The following is a 16,716-nucleotide window of genomic DNA, read 5'->3' as shown; positions in this document are numbered from 1 at the left end:
GGACGACAATGCAATATGTGGCGGCATCGTCCCCCACAAGCTCTCAAAACCGCGGCGGCCGCTTCTCCGCGAACGCCTTGATGCCTTCCTTGATCTCGTCGCCGCGCATACTGTCGCGGTGACGCTGGTCGGCGGCGGCTTCGTCCAGCTCCCCGCGAGCGAATTCGTTGATGGCGCGCTTCATGCCGCGCATCGCCTGCGGCGCGTTGCCGGCGAGGATAGTGGCGAGCCTGTCGACCTCCTCGTCCAGGAATTCCAGCGGCTCCACGGCAGTGAGATAGCCGATGCGCAGCATTTCGGGAGCGCTGATCTTCTGCGCGGTCAGAAACAGTTTCTTGGCATTATCGGCGCCGAGCCGGGTCACGTAGCGCTTGATGCCGCTCGGGTAATAATGCAGCCCGAGCCGCGCCGCCGGCATGAACATCTCGGCGGTGTCGACGCCGATGCGGAAATCGCAGGCCAGCGCGAGGTCGGTCGAGCCGCCATAGACGCCGCCGTTGAGCCGGCAGATCGTCGGTACGCCCAAATCCTCGAGCCGATTGACGACCGCCTCGAACGCCGAGCCCGCGCTCTGCTGCTCCTGGGCGCTGACAGCGCGTTCCGCCACCGAGTTGAGATCGTAGCCCGCGGAGAAGGCGCGCCCGGTGCCGGTGAGCACCAGCACGCGGATATCAGGATCGCTCTCGATCCGGTCGAACAATTTGACCAGTTCGCCAAGATCCTCCGCCTGGAGCCGGTTGAGATGCTTTGGTCTGTTGAGGCGGATGGTGGCGCGTGCGCCAGTGATTTCGAGCACGGGGCTGGTCGCGTCGGCTGCGTCCGACATTCTTGTCTCCATTCATGTGTTTTCGAGCGCGCGCCGCTTCGCCTCGGCGTCGATGGTTTCGGCGAGCTCGGGATGTCGCGCCATCAGCACGCGGAAATCGACGAGGTCGAGCACCAACAGCCGCGACACTTTCGTGGTCGAGACATTGGCGCCGCGCCTGTTGTTGCCGAGCAGCGCCATCTCACCGAAGAAGGCGCCCTCGCCGAGCTGCACCTTCTTGCCGGGCAGGTCGACCTCGACCTCGCCGGCGGCGATGAAATATATGCAGTCGCCTTGCGTGTCCTTGCGGATGACTATGGTGCGTGCTGGCAGCTCCATGGTACGCAGCATGTGGGTGACGTCGGCGATGGCCGCAGGCCCGAGCGCCGCGAAGAACGGCACCTTGCTGACGGCTTCCCAGGTCTTGAGGAAATTGTCGCGCCTGGTCTCCGCGGCAAAGCCGGTCGCCAGAATACCGGTCCACAGCCCGAACACGCCGAGGCCGGAGATCATCACCAGCGCCGCCACCATGCGTCCGAGCGGAGTGATCGGCACGACGTCGCCATAGCCCGTCGTCGTCAGTGTGGCGACGGCCCACCATAGCGCGGCAGGGACGCTGCCAAACGTCTGCGGCTGCACGTCCCTTTCCAGGAAATATTCGGCGACCGAGGCGAGGAAGATCACCATCAAGAAGATCACGAGCACGCTGATCAGCGGTCCCGATTCCAGCACCAGCACGCGGCGCAGCTGTCGCAAGCCCGGAATGCCCGGCACCACCTTCAGCACCCAGAGCACGCTGAGCAGCCATGCGGTCTTCGGCTCGACGCCGAGAACCAGCGCAGTCGGCACGGCCAGCGCTCCGACCGCGTCGACGATGCCGGCCGAGGACGACATGTAGAGCGAAAGCCGCCCCTGCCGCGTCATATGGCGCAGCCGGACCAGCCATTCGAATACGAAATAGAGGAGGCAGGCCCACAGCAGGATATCGACCCAGCGGCGCGACGCCTCATAAGCCGGATTGTCCGTCAGCAGCACCATGCTGAGCACGCCAACGCCGACGGCCACATAGGCCGCCTTGGTCATGTTGCGGCCGGCCGTGGCGGCCGCAAACTGGGCCAGAGCGGAGATCAGCGGCTTGGACATGGGGAAGGCGGCTCGGTTCTGGCTCGTGGTCCCGGCTGGGACTTCAGGGCCAAAGTGCCCGCCCGGGCCTAGGCCGTCAACGACGGCCTCGGGCCGCAGCGTCGTCGGGGGCGGACAGTGAAGGCGGGTAAGGTGCCTGGCGGAGCGCCAGGCCGAGACGCTACCTGAAATGCGGTGGCTCGTCGTAGCCGCGGCGGCTGCTGAAAAACAGCAGCACCATCAGGCCAACGCCGACGACGACGGAAAATCCGGCCCCCAGCGCGAGGGCCCAATAGCCTTCCGTCGGGATCGGCTCGCCTTCGACCGCCATGGCGGAATAGGCGAAATAGCCAACCGCCGCCAGCATTCCCAGCAGGAAGATGACGAGGAGTGTACGCATGGCGCGTTCTCCGGTTGCAATCCGGGAGCCAACGGTTGTGGCTGGTGACGGTTCCTGAGTTCCGGCCGTCGACTCCCGGGCAAGACGTCCGTCAGCCCGAGCTGAGGGCATCAAACCCGCGGATCAGGCGCTCTGGGCAGTCTTGACCACCACGACATTGCTGTCGTCGTGCTGGGGCGAGCCGGCATCGCGGGCGGCCTGTTCATTCTCGCTCGCATGACGTTTCAGATAGTCGCGGCGCATCCCGATCTCGTCGCGGACGAGCTCATAGCCCAGCTTGAAGGTATCGAGCCCGTCGGTGCTAATCGTACCATCTCTGAGTCCAATGACGGCCCCGCGCAAGATGCTCTCCAACTCGTCCTGGAGGCACTCGAGCTGATCCAGCGAATGGGCGTGCTCGATCCGCTCGCCGATGTCGAGAATGGCGGTGGAGAGCTCGCTGGCCTTCTCCGGCGCGATCCTCGTGATCTTGGCGTAGATCGCAGCGAAGATCGAGCCGATGATGCTGAGCGCGCCGGCGCCCAGATACATCAGGTCGCTGTACTTATCCATGAACGACTTGGTGTCGTCGTTGATGTAATCGGCGGCGCCCCGATGCGCGATCACGAAGGCGTCCTTCTCGACAGAGGCCGGCTCTATCCTGGTGGCAAAGCCGTTCTCGAGCCCGAGCGCGGATTTGTTCTCGTAGACGATGCGCGCGAGCTCGCCTGCGGTGGTCGGCGACATCCTGGATTGTGCGACCAGGAGCCATTCGAGCCCGATGGTATCGAGATCGTCCTCGGGAATTTGCGGGGACGCCGACAACGTGCCCGCTGTCAGCGTCTCGTCGGAAATGCCCGGGAATTTGCGCGCCAGCGCCTTGGCCTCGTCGATCGCGTTGAGCGTGAAGCCGCCGCGCTTGGCGACCTGCTCATAGGACTTGTCCCTGACAGCTCTGGAGGCGTGGACGATGGCAATCACCGCGCCAAAGCCATTTGTCGGGGCAAACAGCTTGTCGAGCGTTGCGCCCTGCGGCGCCATCTGGATTTTCGTGGCATCGGGGCCGTCGGGGACGTCGAGAACACTGCGGACGAAGGCGAGCGAGGATTCGTTCTCGGCGAGGACCGCGACCTTCTTCTTTTTCAACTCGGCGAGCGACTTGATCTTCTTGTTGCCGGGACCAAGCAGGAGCACGAGATCGTGCTCGAGGATCGCAAGCGTGCGCGCCCGCAGCGGCACTTTCGCGTCCGTGCGCAACACGGCGAGGTCGGCCTGCTTGCGATCGAACTGCGCGATTGCCTTGCCGTTGTCCGCATTGTTGACAATCTTGATCCGAAAGCGCGAGGCGTTGTTCTTCAGGAGAGCGGCGAGCTTGGCCGCGAACAGCGCCTCGTCGCTGTTGGGGCCGCCGACGGCAAAGGTCAGCGTTTCCGAATTGTGCACCAACGTGCGGCCGGCCCAGACGGTGGCAAGCGACAGCAGCAGAGTCAGCACGACGTAGAGGAAGACCTGCTGCTGGTTGGTCTTGATCACTTTGGGGCGCCGGGGCAGCGGCTCGATCGGTGATGCGGTGGGGCCTTCAGCACTCATGGCAGCACTCCGGCCTTATTCTTTGGCTGGCGGCGGCGCGTGGACGGGAAGCGCAGCGGGCGCCTGTAATTCGTAAACGCCTGAAAAAAGAACGTATTTCTCTACCGCCAATGATAGCGCCAAGGTCGCGGAATGCAAATTTCGAGCCGTAGGTAACCTTACCCGGCGCCACCGCGGCGATTGGTCATCTATCACCAGTTAGCCACAGTTGACGATTTTCCGGTTCCCCCCGGCTGCATTCCGCCGCGGGAGATGTCATAAATCAGAGGTCCCGGCCGTTTGACCGGTCCAAGAAGAAGTTGCGCTGAACGCTCCAATTTTTCTTGTCACGTCAATGAAGGGCGTCAGCTTGTCGTTTCCACCCATGTCATCGGCGGTTCCGGTTGAAGCGCTCATTGGCTGGATGCTGCTGCTCACCTTCAAGCACATCATCGCCGATTTCGTCCTCCAGACCGCCTGGATGGCGCAGGGCAAGGACCAGAAGCACGGCTGGGCCCTACCGCTTTTGGTGCACTGCCTCGTTCACCTTGCGGTTGCATTGCCGCTGATCCTGATCGTGGCCCCGAAATTCTGGTTCGTGGCGTTCATCGATTTCGTGATCCACATCACGATCGACCGCGCCAAGGGATTGGTCTCGGCAAATTTCGGTGTCGACATGGCGCACCCCTGGTTCTGGACCCTGATCGGCGTCGACCAAGCACTGCATCACCTCACCGGCTTCGGGCTCTCCATCTTCATGGCGGCGAACTGAGGCCGGGCTTAGCGCGATGCGGGGCAATTCCTGACCGGCATCAAAAAGCCCCGGCCATGCCGCTGTGGCGGCAGTCGCGTTCCCGTGATTCGCGGCCAGGGCGCAAGGACCCCGGGTGACTACCGGGCAGAGTGGTTAACCTTTCGTTAGAGAATTGCGCGGCATCTTCCGTACACGAGGGAGAACTGCAATGTTTTCAAGCCGCGACACCTTTGAAAGCGATTTCTGCCCGGTCCGCGACGAGCTCCTTGGCGAGATGTACCGCGCCAGCGAGAGTGGCCTGCCCAGGTTGGTTGAGAGTGTTTCCCCTGACGCGCGCGCCAGGCTGGCGCTGTTCTGCTATCGCCGCAGCCACCTGCATTCGCTGGCGCTCGCGATCGCTGCAAGCTGTAGCGAGCGCGACCTGATCGAGAACGGCGGCCGTGTCGGTTCGACGCTCTATGCGCTGTCGCGCGCAGGCGCCGCGAAATCCTCGCCGTCGCTGTCGGGGGGGCGCAAGCCGATCACGCTGTCGACCAAGCCGCTCTCGGTGCTGGCCCCGCTCGAGGACGAGCTCGATGACGAGATCAGCGACGAGATCGGCGTAGCCGTTCCGGCTTAGACGGCCTCTAGCGCTGGAAGCCCGAATTTCCGCCGCGCCATCGTGCATTCGGCGTCGCCCGGCATGCAGGTGCGGCACACCTCCGGCCGCACCGCGTAGATGCCGCATGCCGTCGCCGTGCCGATCTCTCCCTTCAGCGCCGAGCAGCGATCGCCCTCGCAGCGCATGCCGGATTGGCGCGCGTTGACGAGCGCCTCCGGAATAGCTGCAAGCTCTTCGTCGCTCTCGATCGAGAAGCGCGGCCAGTTCGCCGAATAGCCGCAGCAAGCACCGCAACTCTGGCAACAGCTCGACGGATCGAGCGGCGAGGTCTGTTCCATCGTGGTCACGTGTCCTTTGGCGGACCCCAGACCAGGCTCTGCCGCCATCTTGCGCGCAGCACGTCGCGCCGCTCCGGATATTTTTCGTCGAGATAGGTTGCCTCCACCACGCGGTCGGTGCGGAAGCTGCGGAAGTCGCTGCGCAGCTCGCACCAAGCCGCGAGCAGGCGCACGGCTTCGAGATAGCCGACCGAAATCGGCCAGATCATACGCTCGCTGGGGCGGCCCTGCTCGTCGCGATAGCGCAACATGATCTTCTTGCCTTCGTGGATCTGGGTGCGCGTGCGCGCCATGTCGAGGCGGTCCGGCTCCCTGTTCCAGCTTGGCCGCGCGCGGCTCGCCGGCTCCAGCACGAAGGGACGCAGGCGCTCGGGGACGGTGTCGGCGATCTTGGCCATCAAATCTTCGGCGGCGCGCGCCAGCGCGGAATCGGCGTGGCCCGCGACCCATTGCGCGCCCAGCACTGCTGCCTCGATCTCGTCGGGCGTCAGCATCAGCGGCGGCAAGTCGAAACCCTTTTCCAGGATGTAGCCCATGCCGGCTTCGCCGCGAATCGGCACGCGCTGGCCGATGAGCGTTGCGATGTCGCGATAGATGGTGCGCTTCGAAGTCTCGAGTTCGGCCGCGATCGCGTCCGCCGTGAGCGGTTTACGCGTACGCCTCAGCACCTGGATGATCTGAAACAGCCGGTCGGCACGTCTCATGACTGGTCTCTTGTTCCTGGTCTTTTCAAAAGGCGGCGCGCGGCTGCTGACAGGATGTTGGCAGCAGGGGAGTTCTATACCGGGACAACACGTCGACTGAAGAGGATTTGTCCATGATCATTCCAACCCATTTCGGCTCGGCCAGTCCGCTGTGGCGCGCCCAGATGTGGCAGGCCCGGGGGCTTAGCCGCCTCGTCTCGTTCGATCTCATGGCTGCTGACCTCCGATTTGCGTTCGCAAGCGTGGTGGCACGCTCGCTGATCCAGGCTGCGGACGCGCTCGTCCACCACATCATGGGCCGCGCCTGGCAGGGGGCCCGTTTCGCAGAAGATATCACGGCTGCTGCCACCATGGTGGCAGCAGCGGGCAGATAGGTTCCGTCAGTTTCGGTAGGTTCAGGAGAGGTTTCATGATCACGCTTTACGGCTTTGGCACCGGCTTCGGCCTGCCGGAAATCAGCCCCTTCGTCACCAAGACGGAGGTGCAGCTCAAGATGGCGGGGTTGCCCTACCGGAAGGAGCGCGCGATGCCGCCCGCTTCGCCCAAGGGGCAGCTGCCCTTCATCGACGACGGCGGCGAGGCGGTGGCCGATTCCACCTTCATCCGCGCCCATATCGAGCGGCGCTACGGCTTCGATTTCGACGCCGGCCTGTCGCTGACCGAGCGCGCACAGGCCTGGGCGTTCGAGCGGATGATCGAGCACCACGTCTATTGGGCGCTGGTCGGGGCGCGTTGGGTCGATCCGGTCAATTTCGCCAAGGGCCCGTCGCATTTCTTCGACGGCGCGCCCGAACATAGCCGTGAGAAGCTGCGCGAGGACGCGCAATTCCGTGTTGCCGAGAATTATCTGCTCTCCGGGTTGGGCCGCCACGCGCCCGACGACGATGTCGATCTCGCCGTACGCTCGCTGTTCGCGCTCGCGGTGCAGCTTGGCGACAAGTCGTATCTGATGGGCAGCAGGCCCTGCGGCGTCGATGCCACCGCTTTCGGCGCACTTGCCGGGATCCTGACGCCGTTCTTCGAATCGGCCTTGCGCAAGCGCGCCGAGGGATTTCCGAACCTCACGACCTATGTCGACCGCATGATGGACACGTATTATCCGGAGTTCGCCTGGACCCCGTTGCGGCAGGCGGCTTGAGGCGCAATTCGCGTCCATCGCTCGCTGCACCTCTCCCGCTTGCGAGAGCTTTGCATAATTGGATGTGCGGGAGTGATTCCCGCTGCCGGGCTTTTTGCGCGGCGTCGATGCTGCTGCCTACCTCAACCGTAAAACAGAAGAGCCGGCCCCTTGGGCCGGCTCTTCTCGTTGCGAAACCTTCGCCGTGGCTACTTCACCAGCGAGTACTTGCCGTTCTTCACCGTGAGCAGGATGCGCGAGCGGTCGTCGAGGCCGTAGCGGTCCTTTTCGGTGAAGTTGTAGACGCCCTGGCTTGCCGCCAATTCCTTCTCCGTCAGCAAAGCCTGACGAATCGCTTCGCGGAATTCCGGCGTGCCGGGCTTGGCCGTCTTCAATGCCGCCGGAATGATGCGCTTGAGGATCTCGAACGCATCGTAGGAATGGCCGGCGAACTGGCTGCGGCTGTTCGGACCGTACTTGGCTTCATAGGCCGAGTTGAGTGCGAGGCCCGGCTTCTTGGTCAGCGCGGTGTCCGGTTGATCTTCCGGGTCCATCACGGGACCCGAGGCCATCAGTACGCCCTCGGCCGCTTTGCCGGCGATGCGGATGAAGTCCATGCTGGCCGCGCCATGGGTCTGGTAGATCAGGCCCTGATAGCCGCGCTCGCGCAGCTCGGTCTGCGGCAGCGCGGCCGCGGTGCCGGAGGCGCCGACCAGGATCGCGTCGGGATTGGCGGCGACGAGTTTCAGCACCTGACCGGTCACCGAGGTGTCGGGACGGGCGAAGCGCTCCTCGTCGACGATGGTGATGCCCATCGGCACGGCCTGGACCTTGAGGTCGTTGAACCAGAGGTCGCCATAGGAGTCGGAATAGCCGATATAGCCGAGGGTCTTCACGCCCTTGGCCTTCATGTGGTCGTACAGCACCTTGCCCACGATCGGGATCGGCTGCGGCATCGCCACCGACCATTTCATGCGCTCCGGCGTAATCGGGAAAGGCGCGAGGCCGAAATGCGGAATGCCGGCCTCGTTGGCGACGTTGGAGACCGCGATGGTCGGCGGCGTCAGCGCCGAGCCCATGATGATGTCGGCCTTGGATTCGGTCACGAAGCGGCGGGCGTTGGTGGTCGCGGTGGTGGGATCGCCGCCGTCGTCGAGCACGATCACCTTCAGCGGCACGCCGCCGATCTCCTTCGGCACGAATTCCAGCGCGTTGCGTTCGGGAATGCCGAGCGCAGCGCCCGGGCCGGTCGTGGTGGTGGTGATGCCGATGGTGATCTCGCTGGTCTGAGCCTGCGCGGGCAGGGCCGGCAGCGCCAGCGCGGCCGCGGTGATGGCAGCGGTCAGGTAAAAGCGTTTCATCTATTCCTCCCTTTACGTTCTTCTTTGAAAGCAGAAATCGGGGGGTAATTCAGCCCCCTCTTTTGGTGATGCGGCGATTTAGCTCCGGGCTCTAACTCCCCGTGAATTTGGCAACCATTTCCGCGGGGAACGGTGCCGATTTCAGCTTGTCGGGGTTAACGGGATCGCGGCCGACCAGGACGCGGGTCTCGAATCCCTCGATCGCCAGCGCGTCACCCTTGTAGACGTTGTGCTTCACCTCGAAGCTCGAGCGCTTGATGCTCTCGATTCTGGTCTCGATCGTGATCCAGTCGCCGTAGGTCGAGGGGATGTAAAACTTGGCCCGCGTGTCGACCATGGGAATCCCCACCAAGCCGTATTTGCGGACCAGATCCTGTTTGGAGAATCCAGCGACCTCGAACAGGGTCGACGTCGAATCGTCGAACATCGCGAAATAGCGCGGGTAGTAGACGATATTGGCGGGGTCGCAATCGCCCCACTGGATCTGGACGTCGCGCCTGTTCACGAACATGCGACGCGCCTTATTTCGGCGCCATGCGCAGCGAGCCGTCGAGGCGCACCACTTCGCCGTTCAGATACGCATTCTCGACCATGTGCAGCGCGAGCGCGGCGAACTCGTCGGCGTTGCCGAGCCGGCGAGGGAAGGGGATCGCGGCGGCGAGCGAATCCTGGGCTTCCTGCGGCAGGTTGGCGAGCAGCGGCGTGAGGAACAGGCCCGGCGCGATCGTCAACACGCGGACGCCGAATTGTGCGAGCTCGCGCGCGATCGGCAGCGTCATGCCGACGATGCCGCCCTTCGAGGCCGAATAGGCGGACTGGCCGATCTGGCCGTCATAGGCGGCGACCGAGGCGGTGTTGATGATGACGCCGCGCTCGCCGGTTGCCTGCGGTTCGAGCTTGGACATCTCGGCGGCGGCAAGGCGCAGCATATTGAAGGTGCCGATCAGATTGACCTTGATCACCTTGTCGAAATCGGCGAGCGCCATCGGACCGTCGCGGCCGACCACGCGTTTTGCAACGCCGATGCCGGCGCAATTGACCAGCACGCGGGCCGGGCCGTGGGCCTTGGTCGCCTGCGCGATGGCGGCCTCGGCCGAGGCGGCATCGGAAACATCGCAGGTCACGGCCACGCCCTTGATCTCGGCGGCAACCGTCTCCGCGAGCTTGGCATTGAGGTCGCACACCGCGACCTTGGCGCCCTGCGCCGCCAGTTTTCGCGCGGTCGCCGCGCCCAATCCCGATGCGCCGCCGGTGACGATGGCTGCCTGATCCTTCAACAACATGGCGTTCTCCTATAGAGATGGTTTCTTACCCGACCGATATCACACGGTCCGATGGATTGGCAGCATAGAGCTCGTCGATCAATGCAGCGCGATGCTCCAGCACGGCGCGCTGGTTGATCGAGCCCTTGTCGGTGACCTCGCCCTTGTCGATCGAGAGCGGCGTGTCCATCAGGATCGCGCGCGTGATCCGTGTCGAGGAGCCGGTCGCCGAAGACAGGAAACCCGTCAGGCGTTCGCGGAACGCCTCGCGCACGAGCCGGTCGCGCGCAGCGACGACGAGATCGTCGGCGGGCAGCGTCGGATTGATCAGCCGGCAACCGTCGAGGTCGAGCACCACGAGCGCGGAGATCTCGTCACGGTTGATGCCGGCGATGACGACATCGCGCACCAGCGGCGCGCAGGCCGCAACGAAGCGCGCGCGCAAGGGTCCGACACTGACCCAGGTGCCGCTGGCGAGCTTGAAGTCTTCACTGACGCGCCCGTCGAAGTCGAAGCCGGCGTTGAGATCGTTGGGATCGGCGGGCTTGAGCGCGTCGCCCAGCTTGTAAAATCCTTCCTCGTCGAAGGACTTCGCGCTGATGTCGGGCTGGCGCCAGTAGCCGGGCATCACGTTCGGCCCCTTGGCGCGGACCTCGAGCTTGCCGTTGTTCGGCACCAGTTTTGCGTCATTGCCTGACACCGGGAGCCCGACATGGCCGGAGCGGCTGGTGCGCGGATTGACCGACATGAAGAACGGCGCGGTCTCGGTGGCACCTAAGCCGGTCAGCATCGGCACGCGATAGCCCTTCTCCTTCACCGCGAGCTCGTCGAGGCTGTTCCAGACGAAGGGCGACAGCGCCGCGCCGGAGAAGAACATCGCATGCAGCCGGTCGAAGAACTTTGCGCGCAGGCCCTGGTCGTCGCGCAAATACGGCAGCAGCGATTCGTAGCCTTTGGGTACGTTGAAATAGACCGTCGGCGAAATCTCCTGGAGATTGCGCACCGTTTCCTCGATGCCGCCGGGCACCGGCTTGCCGGCGTCCAGATACATCGAGCCGCCGTTGTAGAGCGTCAGCCCGATATTGTGGTTGCCGCCAAAAGTGTGATTCCAGGGCAGCCAGTCGACGATGACGGGCGGCTCGTCCTTGAGGAAGGCGAGCGTCTCGCGCAGCATCACCTGGTTGGCGCAGATCATGCGCTGGGTGTTGATGACGGCCTTGGGATTGCCGGTCGAGCCCGATGTCAGCAGGAACTTTGCGATCGTGTCGGGGCCGATCCTGCCGTGGACGCCGTCGAGATCGCTGCGGATCGGCGTGGCCATGAGCTCGGCGAGCAGGGTGACGTCGCGGCCCGGCACCTTGCCATAGGACGCGGCGATCTCGGTGCCGAGCGAGACATTGGCGGCGAGCGCACCCGCGAACTTGTCGGCATCCTCCGCGAAGACGAGGCCGGGCGTCAGCAGCTTCATCAGATAGGACAGCTTGCCATAGTCCTTTGACACCAGCGAGTAGGCCGGCGACACCGGGCAGAACGGAATGCCGGCATAGAACGCGCCGAAGGCGAGCAGTGCGTGGTCGATCGAATTGCCGGAGAGAATGACGACCGGCCGCTCCGCCGACAGGCCGCGCGCGATCAGGCTTGATGCGATGTGCCGGCTCGCCGTGAGCAGCTCGGCATAGGTGATCTTGCGCCAGCCGCGGCCGCCTTCGCGCTCGGCCATGAAGACGCGGTCGGGCGTCGTGTTCGCCCAATGATGCAGGCGGTCGGTGATGCGGAGGGGATAGTCGCCGAGCGGCTGCTTTGGCCTGAGATAGATCGTGCCGTCGTCGCGGCGCTCGATATGGACGACGGGATCGCCGAACGAGATGGGCCGCAGCGGGAAAGTGCTCGCGCCGCGCTCCGTGCTAGAAGAGGACGGCTGCGCGCTCATGACTTCGGCTTCACCTTTGCGGTCTTGTGTTCGAGGAACTCGCGGATCCTGCGCTTGGCCTCTTTGTCGCTCTGCGCGACGGTCGCCATCAGCGATTCCATGAGCAGGCCGGTCTGCGGATTGGCCTCCGCGATCATCGGCAGAGCCTGGAGCACGGCAAAATTCGTCAGCGGCGCGTTGGAGGCGACCTTGGTCGCAAGCTCCAACGCCTTGCCGAGCCCGTTACCGGCATCCGTCAGATATTGCGCAAAGCCGTAGGAGGCGCCTTCGGTCGCGCTATAGACCCGGCCGGTCAGCATCATGTCCATCATCCTGGCGACCCCGATCAGCCGCGGCAGGCGCACCGAGCCGCCACCACCGACGAAGATGCCGCGCTGCCCCTCCGGCAGGGCGAAATAGGTCGAGGGCTCGGCGACACGGATGTGCGCGGCGCAGGCGAGCTCCAGCCCGCCGCCGATCACGGCCCCGCTGAGCGCGGCGATCACGGGCACGCGGCTATACTGGATGCGGTCGAACACCCGGTGCCACATCTGGGAATGGAGCAGGCCGCCGGTCGCGTCATGCTCGGTCAGCTCGGACAAATCGAGACCGCTGGAGAAATGGTCACCGATGCCGTGAATGACGACCGCGCCGATGTCGTCGGGCAGGGACGCAAAACACTCGCCGATTTCCAGGATGATGCCGTCATTGAGTGCGTTGCGCTTGGCCGGCCGGTTCAGACCCACGGTCAGAACCCGGTCCGCGCGCTCGATCCTCAACAGCCCGGAGGCGCCCGCCTTAGCGGTCTCGGCGTTTCCCTGTGTCATTTGCGTCCTTGTCAGAATAGTTATGTTGTATAACGAATTTTGGGGGAGTCAAGGCGGGGGCGGTCCAGACGCGCCAGAATGCTGCTTCAAAACGCGACGTCGCCCGGCGAAGGCCGAAACCCATACCCCCAGGGAGCACTTTGGCGAAGACCCCTTGCCCGGTACTCCGGCCGTCTACAATCGATGGATCCGCGGTAGGGGTCCGGGCCTTCGCCAGGAGGACGGCGGGGCGTGTCTTACATCACCTGGTGCACATCAATCACCACGCGGCCGGCATGCCGGGCGGCTGAGGCCACGAAGATATGTTCCATCAGCCAGCGATAGGTCTCGTCGCCGGTCTCGAATCTCGGCACGGTGCGGAAATAGATCAGCTTCGGATCGACCGGCTCGCCGCGCTTGAGCTTTTGCAGCAGCTCCACCGGGCCGAAGCGCATGCCCTTGTTCTCGACATAGACGGTCGCGCCGTCGTCGGTCTGGAAGGCGTATCTGGCTTCGAGGTCGATCAGCTCGTTGGGACGGATGGTCTGGAAGTCCGCGCCGAAGGGGAGCACACGACCGGCGATCGCGCCCGTCACCTCGCCGCCGATGATCGGAATGATGCGTCGCACGCCGATCCCGGTCTCGCCGGCGCTGACGACGTCGCCGATTTTTGCCGTGATGGTGAAGACGTACTTTGTCTCGAGCGTCGGTGTGGTCATCGCGTCACCTCGTCAATGCGCCATCATCCGCGTCGGCAGCCAGGTTGCCAGCAGCGGGAAGGCGATCAGGATCACGAGGCGCACCAAATCCGTCGCCACGAACGGGATCACGCCCTTGAAGATGGTGGAGAAGGAGACGTCTTTCACCACGCTCTTGATGACGAAGACGTTCATGCCGACCGGCGGGTGGATCAGGCCAAGCTCGACGGTCATGACGATGATGACGCCGAACCAGATCGGGTCGAAACCGAGATGCGTGATCACGGGGAAGATGATCGGCACGGTGAGGATGATCATCGCCATGGCGTCCATCAGGCAGCCGAGCACCAGATACATCACCATGATCAGCGCCAGCACGCCGTAGGGACCGAGGCCGAGCCCGGTGAGGAATTCCGTGACCTTCTGCGGCGTCTGCGTCACCGTCAGGAAGTAGCCGAAGATCAGCGCGCCGATCAGCACCGTGAACACCGCGGCCGCGGTGCGCGTCGCCTGCAGCAGCGAGGCCAGCACCTTCTCGCGGTCGAGCCGGCCCGTCAGCACGCCGATGATGAAGGCGCCGGTGGCGCCGACGCCGCCGGCTTCCGTCGGGGTGAAGCGCGGCAGGAACGGCAGGCCGTACAGGCCGCCGATGACAAACACGAACAGCAGCACCGGCGCCCAGATGTCCTTCAACCCGGCAAAGCGTTCGCGCCACGGCAGCACCTTGCCCTTGGGCAGGAAGTCGGGCCTGACATAGCCGATCAGGCCGATCGTGATCATGTACATGGTCATCGCGAGCAGACCCGGGATGATGCCGGCGATGAAGAGCTTGCCGATGTCCTGCTCGGTGATGATGCCGTAGACCGCGAGCACGGTGGAGGGCGGCAACATCGCACCTAACGTGCCGCCGGCTGCGATCACGCCGGTGGCAAAGGACTGTGGATAGCCGAAGCGGCGCATCTCCGGATAGGCGACGGCGGAGAAGGTCGCGGCGGTCGCGACCGAGGAGCCGCAGATCGCGGCAAAGCCGCCGCAGGCACCGACGGTGGCGATGCCGAGCCCGCCGCGCAGATGCCCGACGAAGCCGTTGGCGGCGCGGAACAGCTCGCGGCTCATGCCGGAATTGCTGACAAAGGAGCCCATCAGCAGGAACATCGGGATGACGCCGAAGGTGTAGTCGGTGACCGTGCGCATCGAGGTCTGGCCAACCAGCTTTAGCGCGGGCGTCGCGCCGACCAGATAGGAGAAACCGGAGACGCCGACGAGGCCCATGGCCATGCCGACGGGCACGCGCAGCAGCATCAGGACAAACAGGGAAACGAAGCCGATTACGGCGACGGCATCGGTGCTCATGATCACTCCGTCGCCTTGATTTTGGGATCGTGCATCTCTTCGGGATGGAAGATCAGCCGGTAGGTGCGAATCGCGATCAGCAGCACGGCGGAGACGTCGCCGATCCATGCGATCGCGAAGAATGGCCAGGTCGGCATGTGCATGTCGAAAGTCTGGACGTTGTCGTTGTAGGTGCCGCGCACCTTGTCGAACAGCGTCCAGGTCTGCACCGTCACGACGAACAGCAGCACCAGCGTTGCGAACACGTCGATCCAGCGCTGATAGCGCGGCCCGACATTGCCCCAGACCAGGTCGACCGTGATGTGGGTGCCGCGATAGGAGGTCGCCGCGATGCCCCAGAAGATCAGGATGCCGAGCAGCATGCGGCCGATATCAAAACTGTCGGGGATCGAATAGTTCAGCGTGTTCCGCAGCAGCACCGACAGGAAGATGTCGAGTGCGACGAGGCCGACAAAGCCTGCCGCGATCCATTCGATCGAGTCGATAAAGCGATCCATCCAGGCGCGCTTCACGGGTGTGTCCTGTCGTGTGCTGTCATCATTTGATCTCGGTGTAGCCGAACTTCACCTCGCCCCGATCGCGGGGAGAGGTCGAATTCGAGCGCAGCTCGAATTCGGGTGAGGGGGAACTCTCCGCGAGTCCATCTGTCACCATCTTTGCGGAAGCAGCCCCTCACCCCAATGCTCTCCCTGTTAGAACGGAGAGAGGGGGTGGATAGAGCGCGCCGCGAAGCACTACTCCGCCAGCGCGTTGTACTTCTTCAGGGATGCCTTCAGATCCGCAAGGGCTGCATCCGGATCGGCGCCGGCCTTCTTGGCGCCGTCGCTCCAGGTCTTCACCAGCGGTTCGGCGGCCTTCTTCCAGGCCGCGGTCTGCTCGCCCGTGAGCTTGTAGACCTCGTGGCTCGATTCCGCCTTCACCTTGTCGATGCCGGCGTCCTCGAACTTGCCCCAGTGCTCGCCGACCGCGCCTGCCATTTCGACCGTGCAATTCTTGTCGATCGCGGCCTTCTGCTTGTCGGACATGGCATTGTACTTGTCCTTATTGATCACGAACACGAAGGTCGTGGTGTAGAGCGGCGCCTCCATGTCGTATTTGGTCACCTTGTCGATGCCGAACAGCACCAGGGAGCCCCAGGGGAAGGTGACGCCGTCAGCGACGCCGCGCTCGATGATGTCGCGCACTTCGGGTGCGGAGGACTGCACATTGGTGCCGCCGAGCGAAGTGACGAAATTCGCCATGGTAGCGTGGGCTGGACGGATCTTCAGGCCCTTCACGTCATCGGGAACCACGATCTTCTTGGTGCGGGAGTGGAATGAGGAGGGCGAGTGGACGAAGGCGAGACAATACTTGACGTCCTTCATCTCTTTCTCGGCATATTTGCGGTACCAGGCATCCAGCCCCATCGAGCCGCCCTTGGCGTCCGAGATCAGGAACGGCAGCTCGCCGGCGCCGATAATTGGGAAGCGGCCGGGCTGGTACCCCGGATTGACATAGGTGACGTCGGCGATGCCGTCGCGCGCCATGTCGTAATGGTCGAAGGCTTTGCCGAGCTGCTGGGCCGGAAACACCTTGCCCTTGATGGTGCCGCCGGAGTCCTTCTCGACCGCGGCCGCCCAGTCTTCCAGCGATTTCTGTAGGGGATGCGAGGCCGGCACCCAGTGCGAGATCTTCAAATCGAAGGTCTTGTCCTGCGCGAGCGCAGGCGTCACGCTTGCTGCCAGCAGCAACGCCAGACAGGCTTTCCTCATCACGCGTCTCTCCCTGTTTTCGACGGCGGGCTTCGATGGCCCCGGTCTCATTAATTAACATGTTATCTAATTGGCCGGCGTGTTCAAGCCGGAACTGACGCATGCCTCGCCGCGCCATCTACGGCAGCCATGTTGCATAGATTTGCCGCGCTGCGGCGACGACCGCTCCCCTTTTGCTCAACGATTA

The 16,716-nt window shown here is 64.0% G+C and carries 19 protein-coding genes; 4 read left to right on the top strand and 15 right to left on the bottom strand.

The genetic code is table 11. The features are described 5' to 3' along the window. Positions 1-43 precede the first annotated feature (43 nt). The 4 genes from IVA92_RS04330 to IVA92_RS04315 form a co-directional block, all read right to left on the bottom strand. Entirely contained in the window at positions 44-826 is a 783-nt protein-coding gene (locus IVA92_RS04330; RefSeq protein WP_247277908.1) for an enoyl-CoA hydratase/isomerase family protein, read from the bottom strand. 12 nt (positions 827-838) lie between these two features. After that, positions 839-1,948, bottom strand: a complete 1,110-nt coding sequence (locus IVA92_RS04325; protein ID WP_247277907.1) for a cyclic nucleotide-gated ion channel — start codon at positions 1,946-1,948, stop codon at positions 839-841. Positions 1,949-2,108: 160 nt separating this feature from the next. After that, positions 2,109-2,327 carry a hypothetical protein gene (locus IVA92_RS04320; protein ID WP_247277906.1) on the bottom strand — a complete coding sequence of 73 codons (219 nt, stop codon included), beginning with the start codon at positions 2,325-2,327 and terminating at the stop codon, positions 2,109-2,111. A 123-nt stretch (positions 2,328-2,450) separates the two neighbouring features. Next, on the bottom strand, positions 2,451-3,896 hold the full coding sequence (locus tag IVA92_RS04315) for a TAXI family TRAP transporter solute-binding subunit (protein WP_247277905.1): 1,446 nt from the start codon (positions 3,894-3,896) through the stop codon (positions 2,451-2,453). A 403-nt stretch (positions 3,897-4,299) separates the two neighbouring features. Between IVA92_RS04315 and IVA92_RS04310 the strand changes: the two genes are divergently transcribed. Together IVA92_RS04310 and IVA92_RS04305 are read left to right on the top strand one after the other, a co-directional pair. Beyond that, positions 4,300-4,647, top strand: a complete 348-nt coding sequence (locus IVA92_RS04310) for a DUF3307 domain-containing protein (protein WP_247277938.1) — start codon at positions 4,300-4,302, stop codon at positions 4,645-4,647. A gap of 190 nt (positions 4,648-4,837) precedes the next feature. Beyond that, the gene (locus IVA92_RS04305) at positions 4,838-5,248 is read left to right on the top strand and encodes a hypothetical protein (protein ID WP_247277904.1); all 411 of its coding nucleotides are present in this window, start codon (positions 4,838-4,840) and stop codon (positions 5,246-5,248) included. On the opposite strand, the gene IVA92_RS04300 is transcribed toward IVA92_RS04305, so the two are convergent. Continuing rightward, entirely contained in the window at positions 5,245-5,568 is a 324-nt protein-coding gene (locus IVA92_RS04300) for a YkgJ family cysteine cluster protein (protein WP_247277903.1), read from the bottom strand. The two genes, IVA92_RS04305 and IVA92_RS04300, sit on opposite strands and share 4 nt — an antisense overlap. Positions 5,569-5,573: 5 nt before the next feature. After that, positions 5,574-6,272, bottom strand: coding sequence for a YafY family protein (locus IVA92_RS04295; RefSeq protein WP_247277902.1), 699 nt, complete (start codon positions 6,270-6,272; stop codon positions 5,574-5,576). A gap of 113 nt (positions 6,273-6,385) precedes the next feature. Between IVA92_RS04295 and IVA92_RS04290 the strand changes: the two genes are divergently transcribed. Continuing rightward, positions 6,386-6,646, top strand: coding sequence for a hypothetical protein (locus IVA92_RS04290; protein ID WP_247277901.1), 261 nt, complete (start codon positions 6,386-6,388; stop codon positions 6,644-6,646). Positions 6,647-6,681: 35 nt separating this feature from the next. Next, on the top strand, positions 6,682-7,410 hold the full coding sequence (locus IVA92_RS04285; RefSeq protein ID WP_247277900.1) for a glutathione S-transferase family protein: 729 nt from the start codon (positions 6,682-6,684) through the stop codon (positions 7,408-7,410). A 188-nt stretch (positions 7,411-7,598) separates the two neighbouring features. Here IVA92_RS04285 and IVA92_RS04280 read toward each other — a convergent pair whose 3' ends face one another. The 9 genes from IVA92_RS04280 to IVA92_RS04240 all read right to left on the bottom strand — a co-directional run bounded on the left by IVA92_RS04280 (position 7,599) and on the right by IVA92_RS04240 (position 16,529). Then, positions 7,599-8,750 (bottom strand): ABC transporter substrate-binding protein, encoded by a 1,152-nt coding sequence (locus IVA92_RS04280; RefSeq protein WP_247277899.1) that lies wholly within the window; start codon positions 8,748-8,750, stop codon positions 7,599-7,601. A 91-nt stretch (positions 8,751-8,841) separates the two neighbouring features. Next, positions 8,842-9,261: a thioesterase family protein gene (locus tag IVA92_RS04275; protein WP_247277898.1), complete on the bottom strand. Its 420-nt coding sequence runs from the start codon at positions 9,259-9,261 to the stop codon at positions 8,842-8,844. Positions 9,262-9,271: 10 nt separating this feature from the next. Continuing rightward, positions 9,272-10,033, bottom strand: a complete 762-nt coding sequence (locus tag IVA92_RS04270) for an SDR family NAD(P)-dependent oxidoreductase (protein ID WP_247277897.1) — start codon at positions 10,031-10,033, stop codon at positions 9,272-9,274. 25 nt (positions 10,034-10,058) lie between these two features. Then, a complete protein-coding gene (locus IVA92_RS04265) occupies positions 10,059-11,942 on the bottom strand; it encodes a feruloyl-CoA synthase (protein ID WP_247277896.1) in 1,884 nt (627 codons plus the stop codon). Further along, on the bottom strand, positions 11,939-12,748 hold the full coding sequence (locus tag IVA92_RS04260) for a crotonase/enoyl-CoA hydratase family protein (RefSeq protein WP_247277895.1): 810 nt from the start codon (positions 12,746-12,748) through the stop codon (positions 11,939-11,941). Before IVA92_RS04260 ends, IVA92_RS04265 begins: the two co-directional genes overlap by 4 nt. 236 nt (positions 12,749-12,984) lie before the next feature. Beyond that, a complete protein-coding gene (locus IVA92_RS04255; RefSeq protein WP_247277894.1) occupies positions 12,985-13,446 on the bottom strand; it encodes a DUF3237 domain-containing protein in 462 nt (153 codons plus the stop codon). Positions 13,447-13,458: 12 nt separating this feature from the next. Continuing rightward, positions 13,459-14,778: a TRAP transporter permease gene (locus IVA92_RS04250; protein ID WP_247277893.1), complete on the bottom strand. Its 1,320-nt coding sequence runs from the start codon at positions 14,776-14,778 to the stop codon at positions 13,459-13,461. A 2-nt stretch (positions 14,779-14,780) separates the two neighbouring features. After that, positions 14,781-15,290: a TRAP transporter small permease gene (locus IVA92_RS04245; protein ID WP_247277892.1), complete on the bottom strand. Its 510-nt coding sequence runs from the start codon at positions 15,288-15,290 to the stop codon at positions 14,781-14,783. A gap of 222 nt (positions 15,291-15,512) precedes the next feature. Continuing rightward, positions 15,513-16,529 carry a TRAP transporter substrate-binding protein gene (locus IVA92_RS04240; RefSeq protein WP_247277891.1) on the bottom strand — a complete coding sequence of 339 codons (1,017 nt, stop codon included), beginning with the start codon at positions 16,527-16,529 and terminating at the stop codon, positions 15,513-15,515. Positions 16,530-16,716 lie beyond the last annotated feature (187 nt).

Source organism: Bradyrhizobium sp. 154 (assembly GCF_023073875.1).
Lineage (GTDB): Bacteria > Pseudomonadota > Alphaproteobacteria > Rhizobiales > Xanthobacteraceae > Bradyrhizobium.
This window is presented reverse-complemented; position numbering and strand designations above follow the sequence as displayed.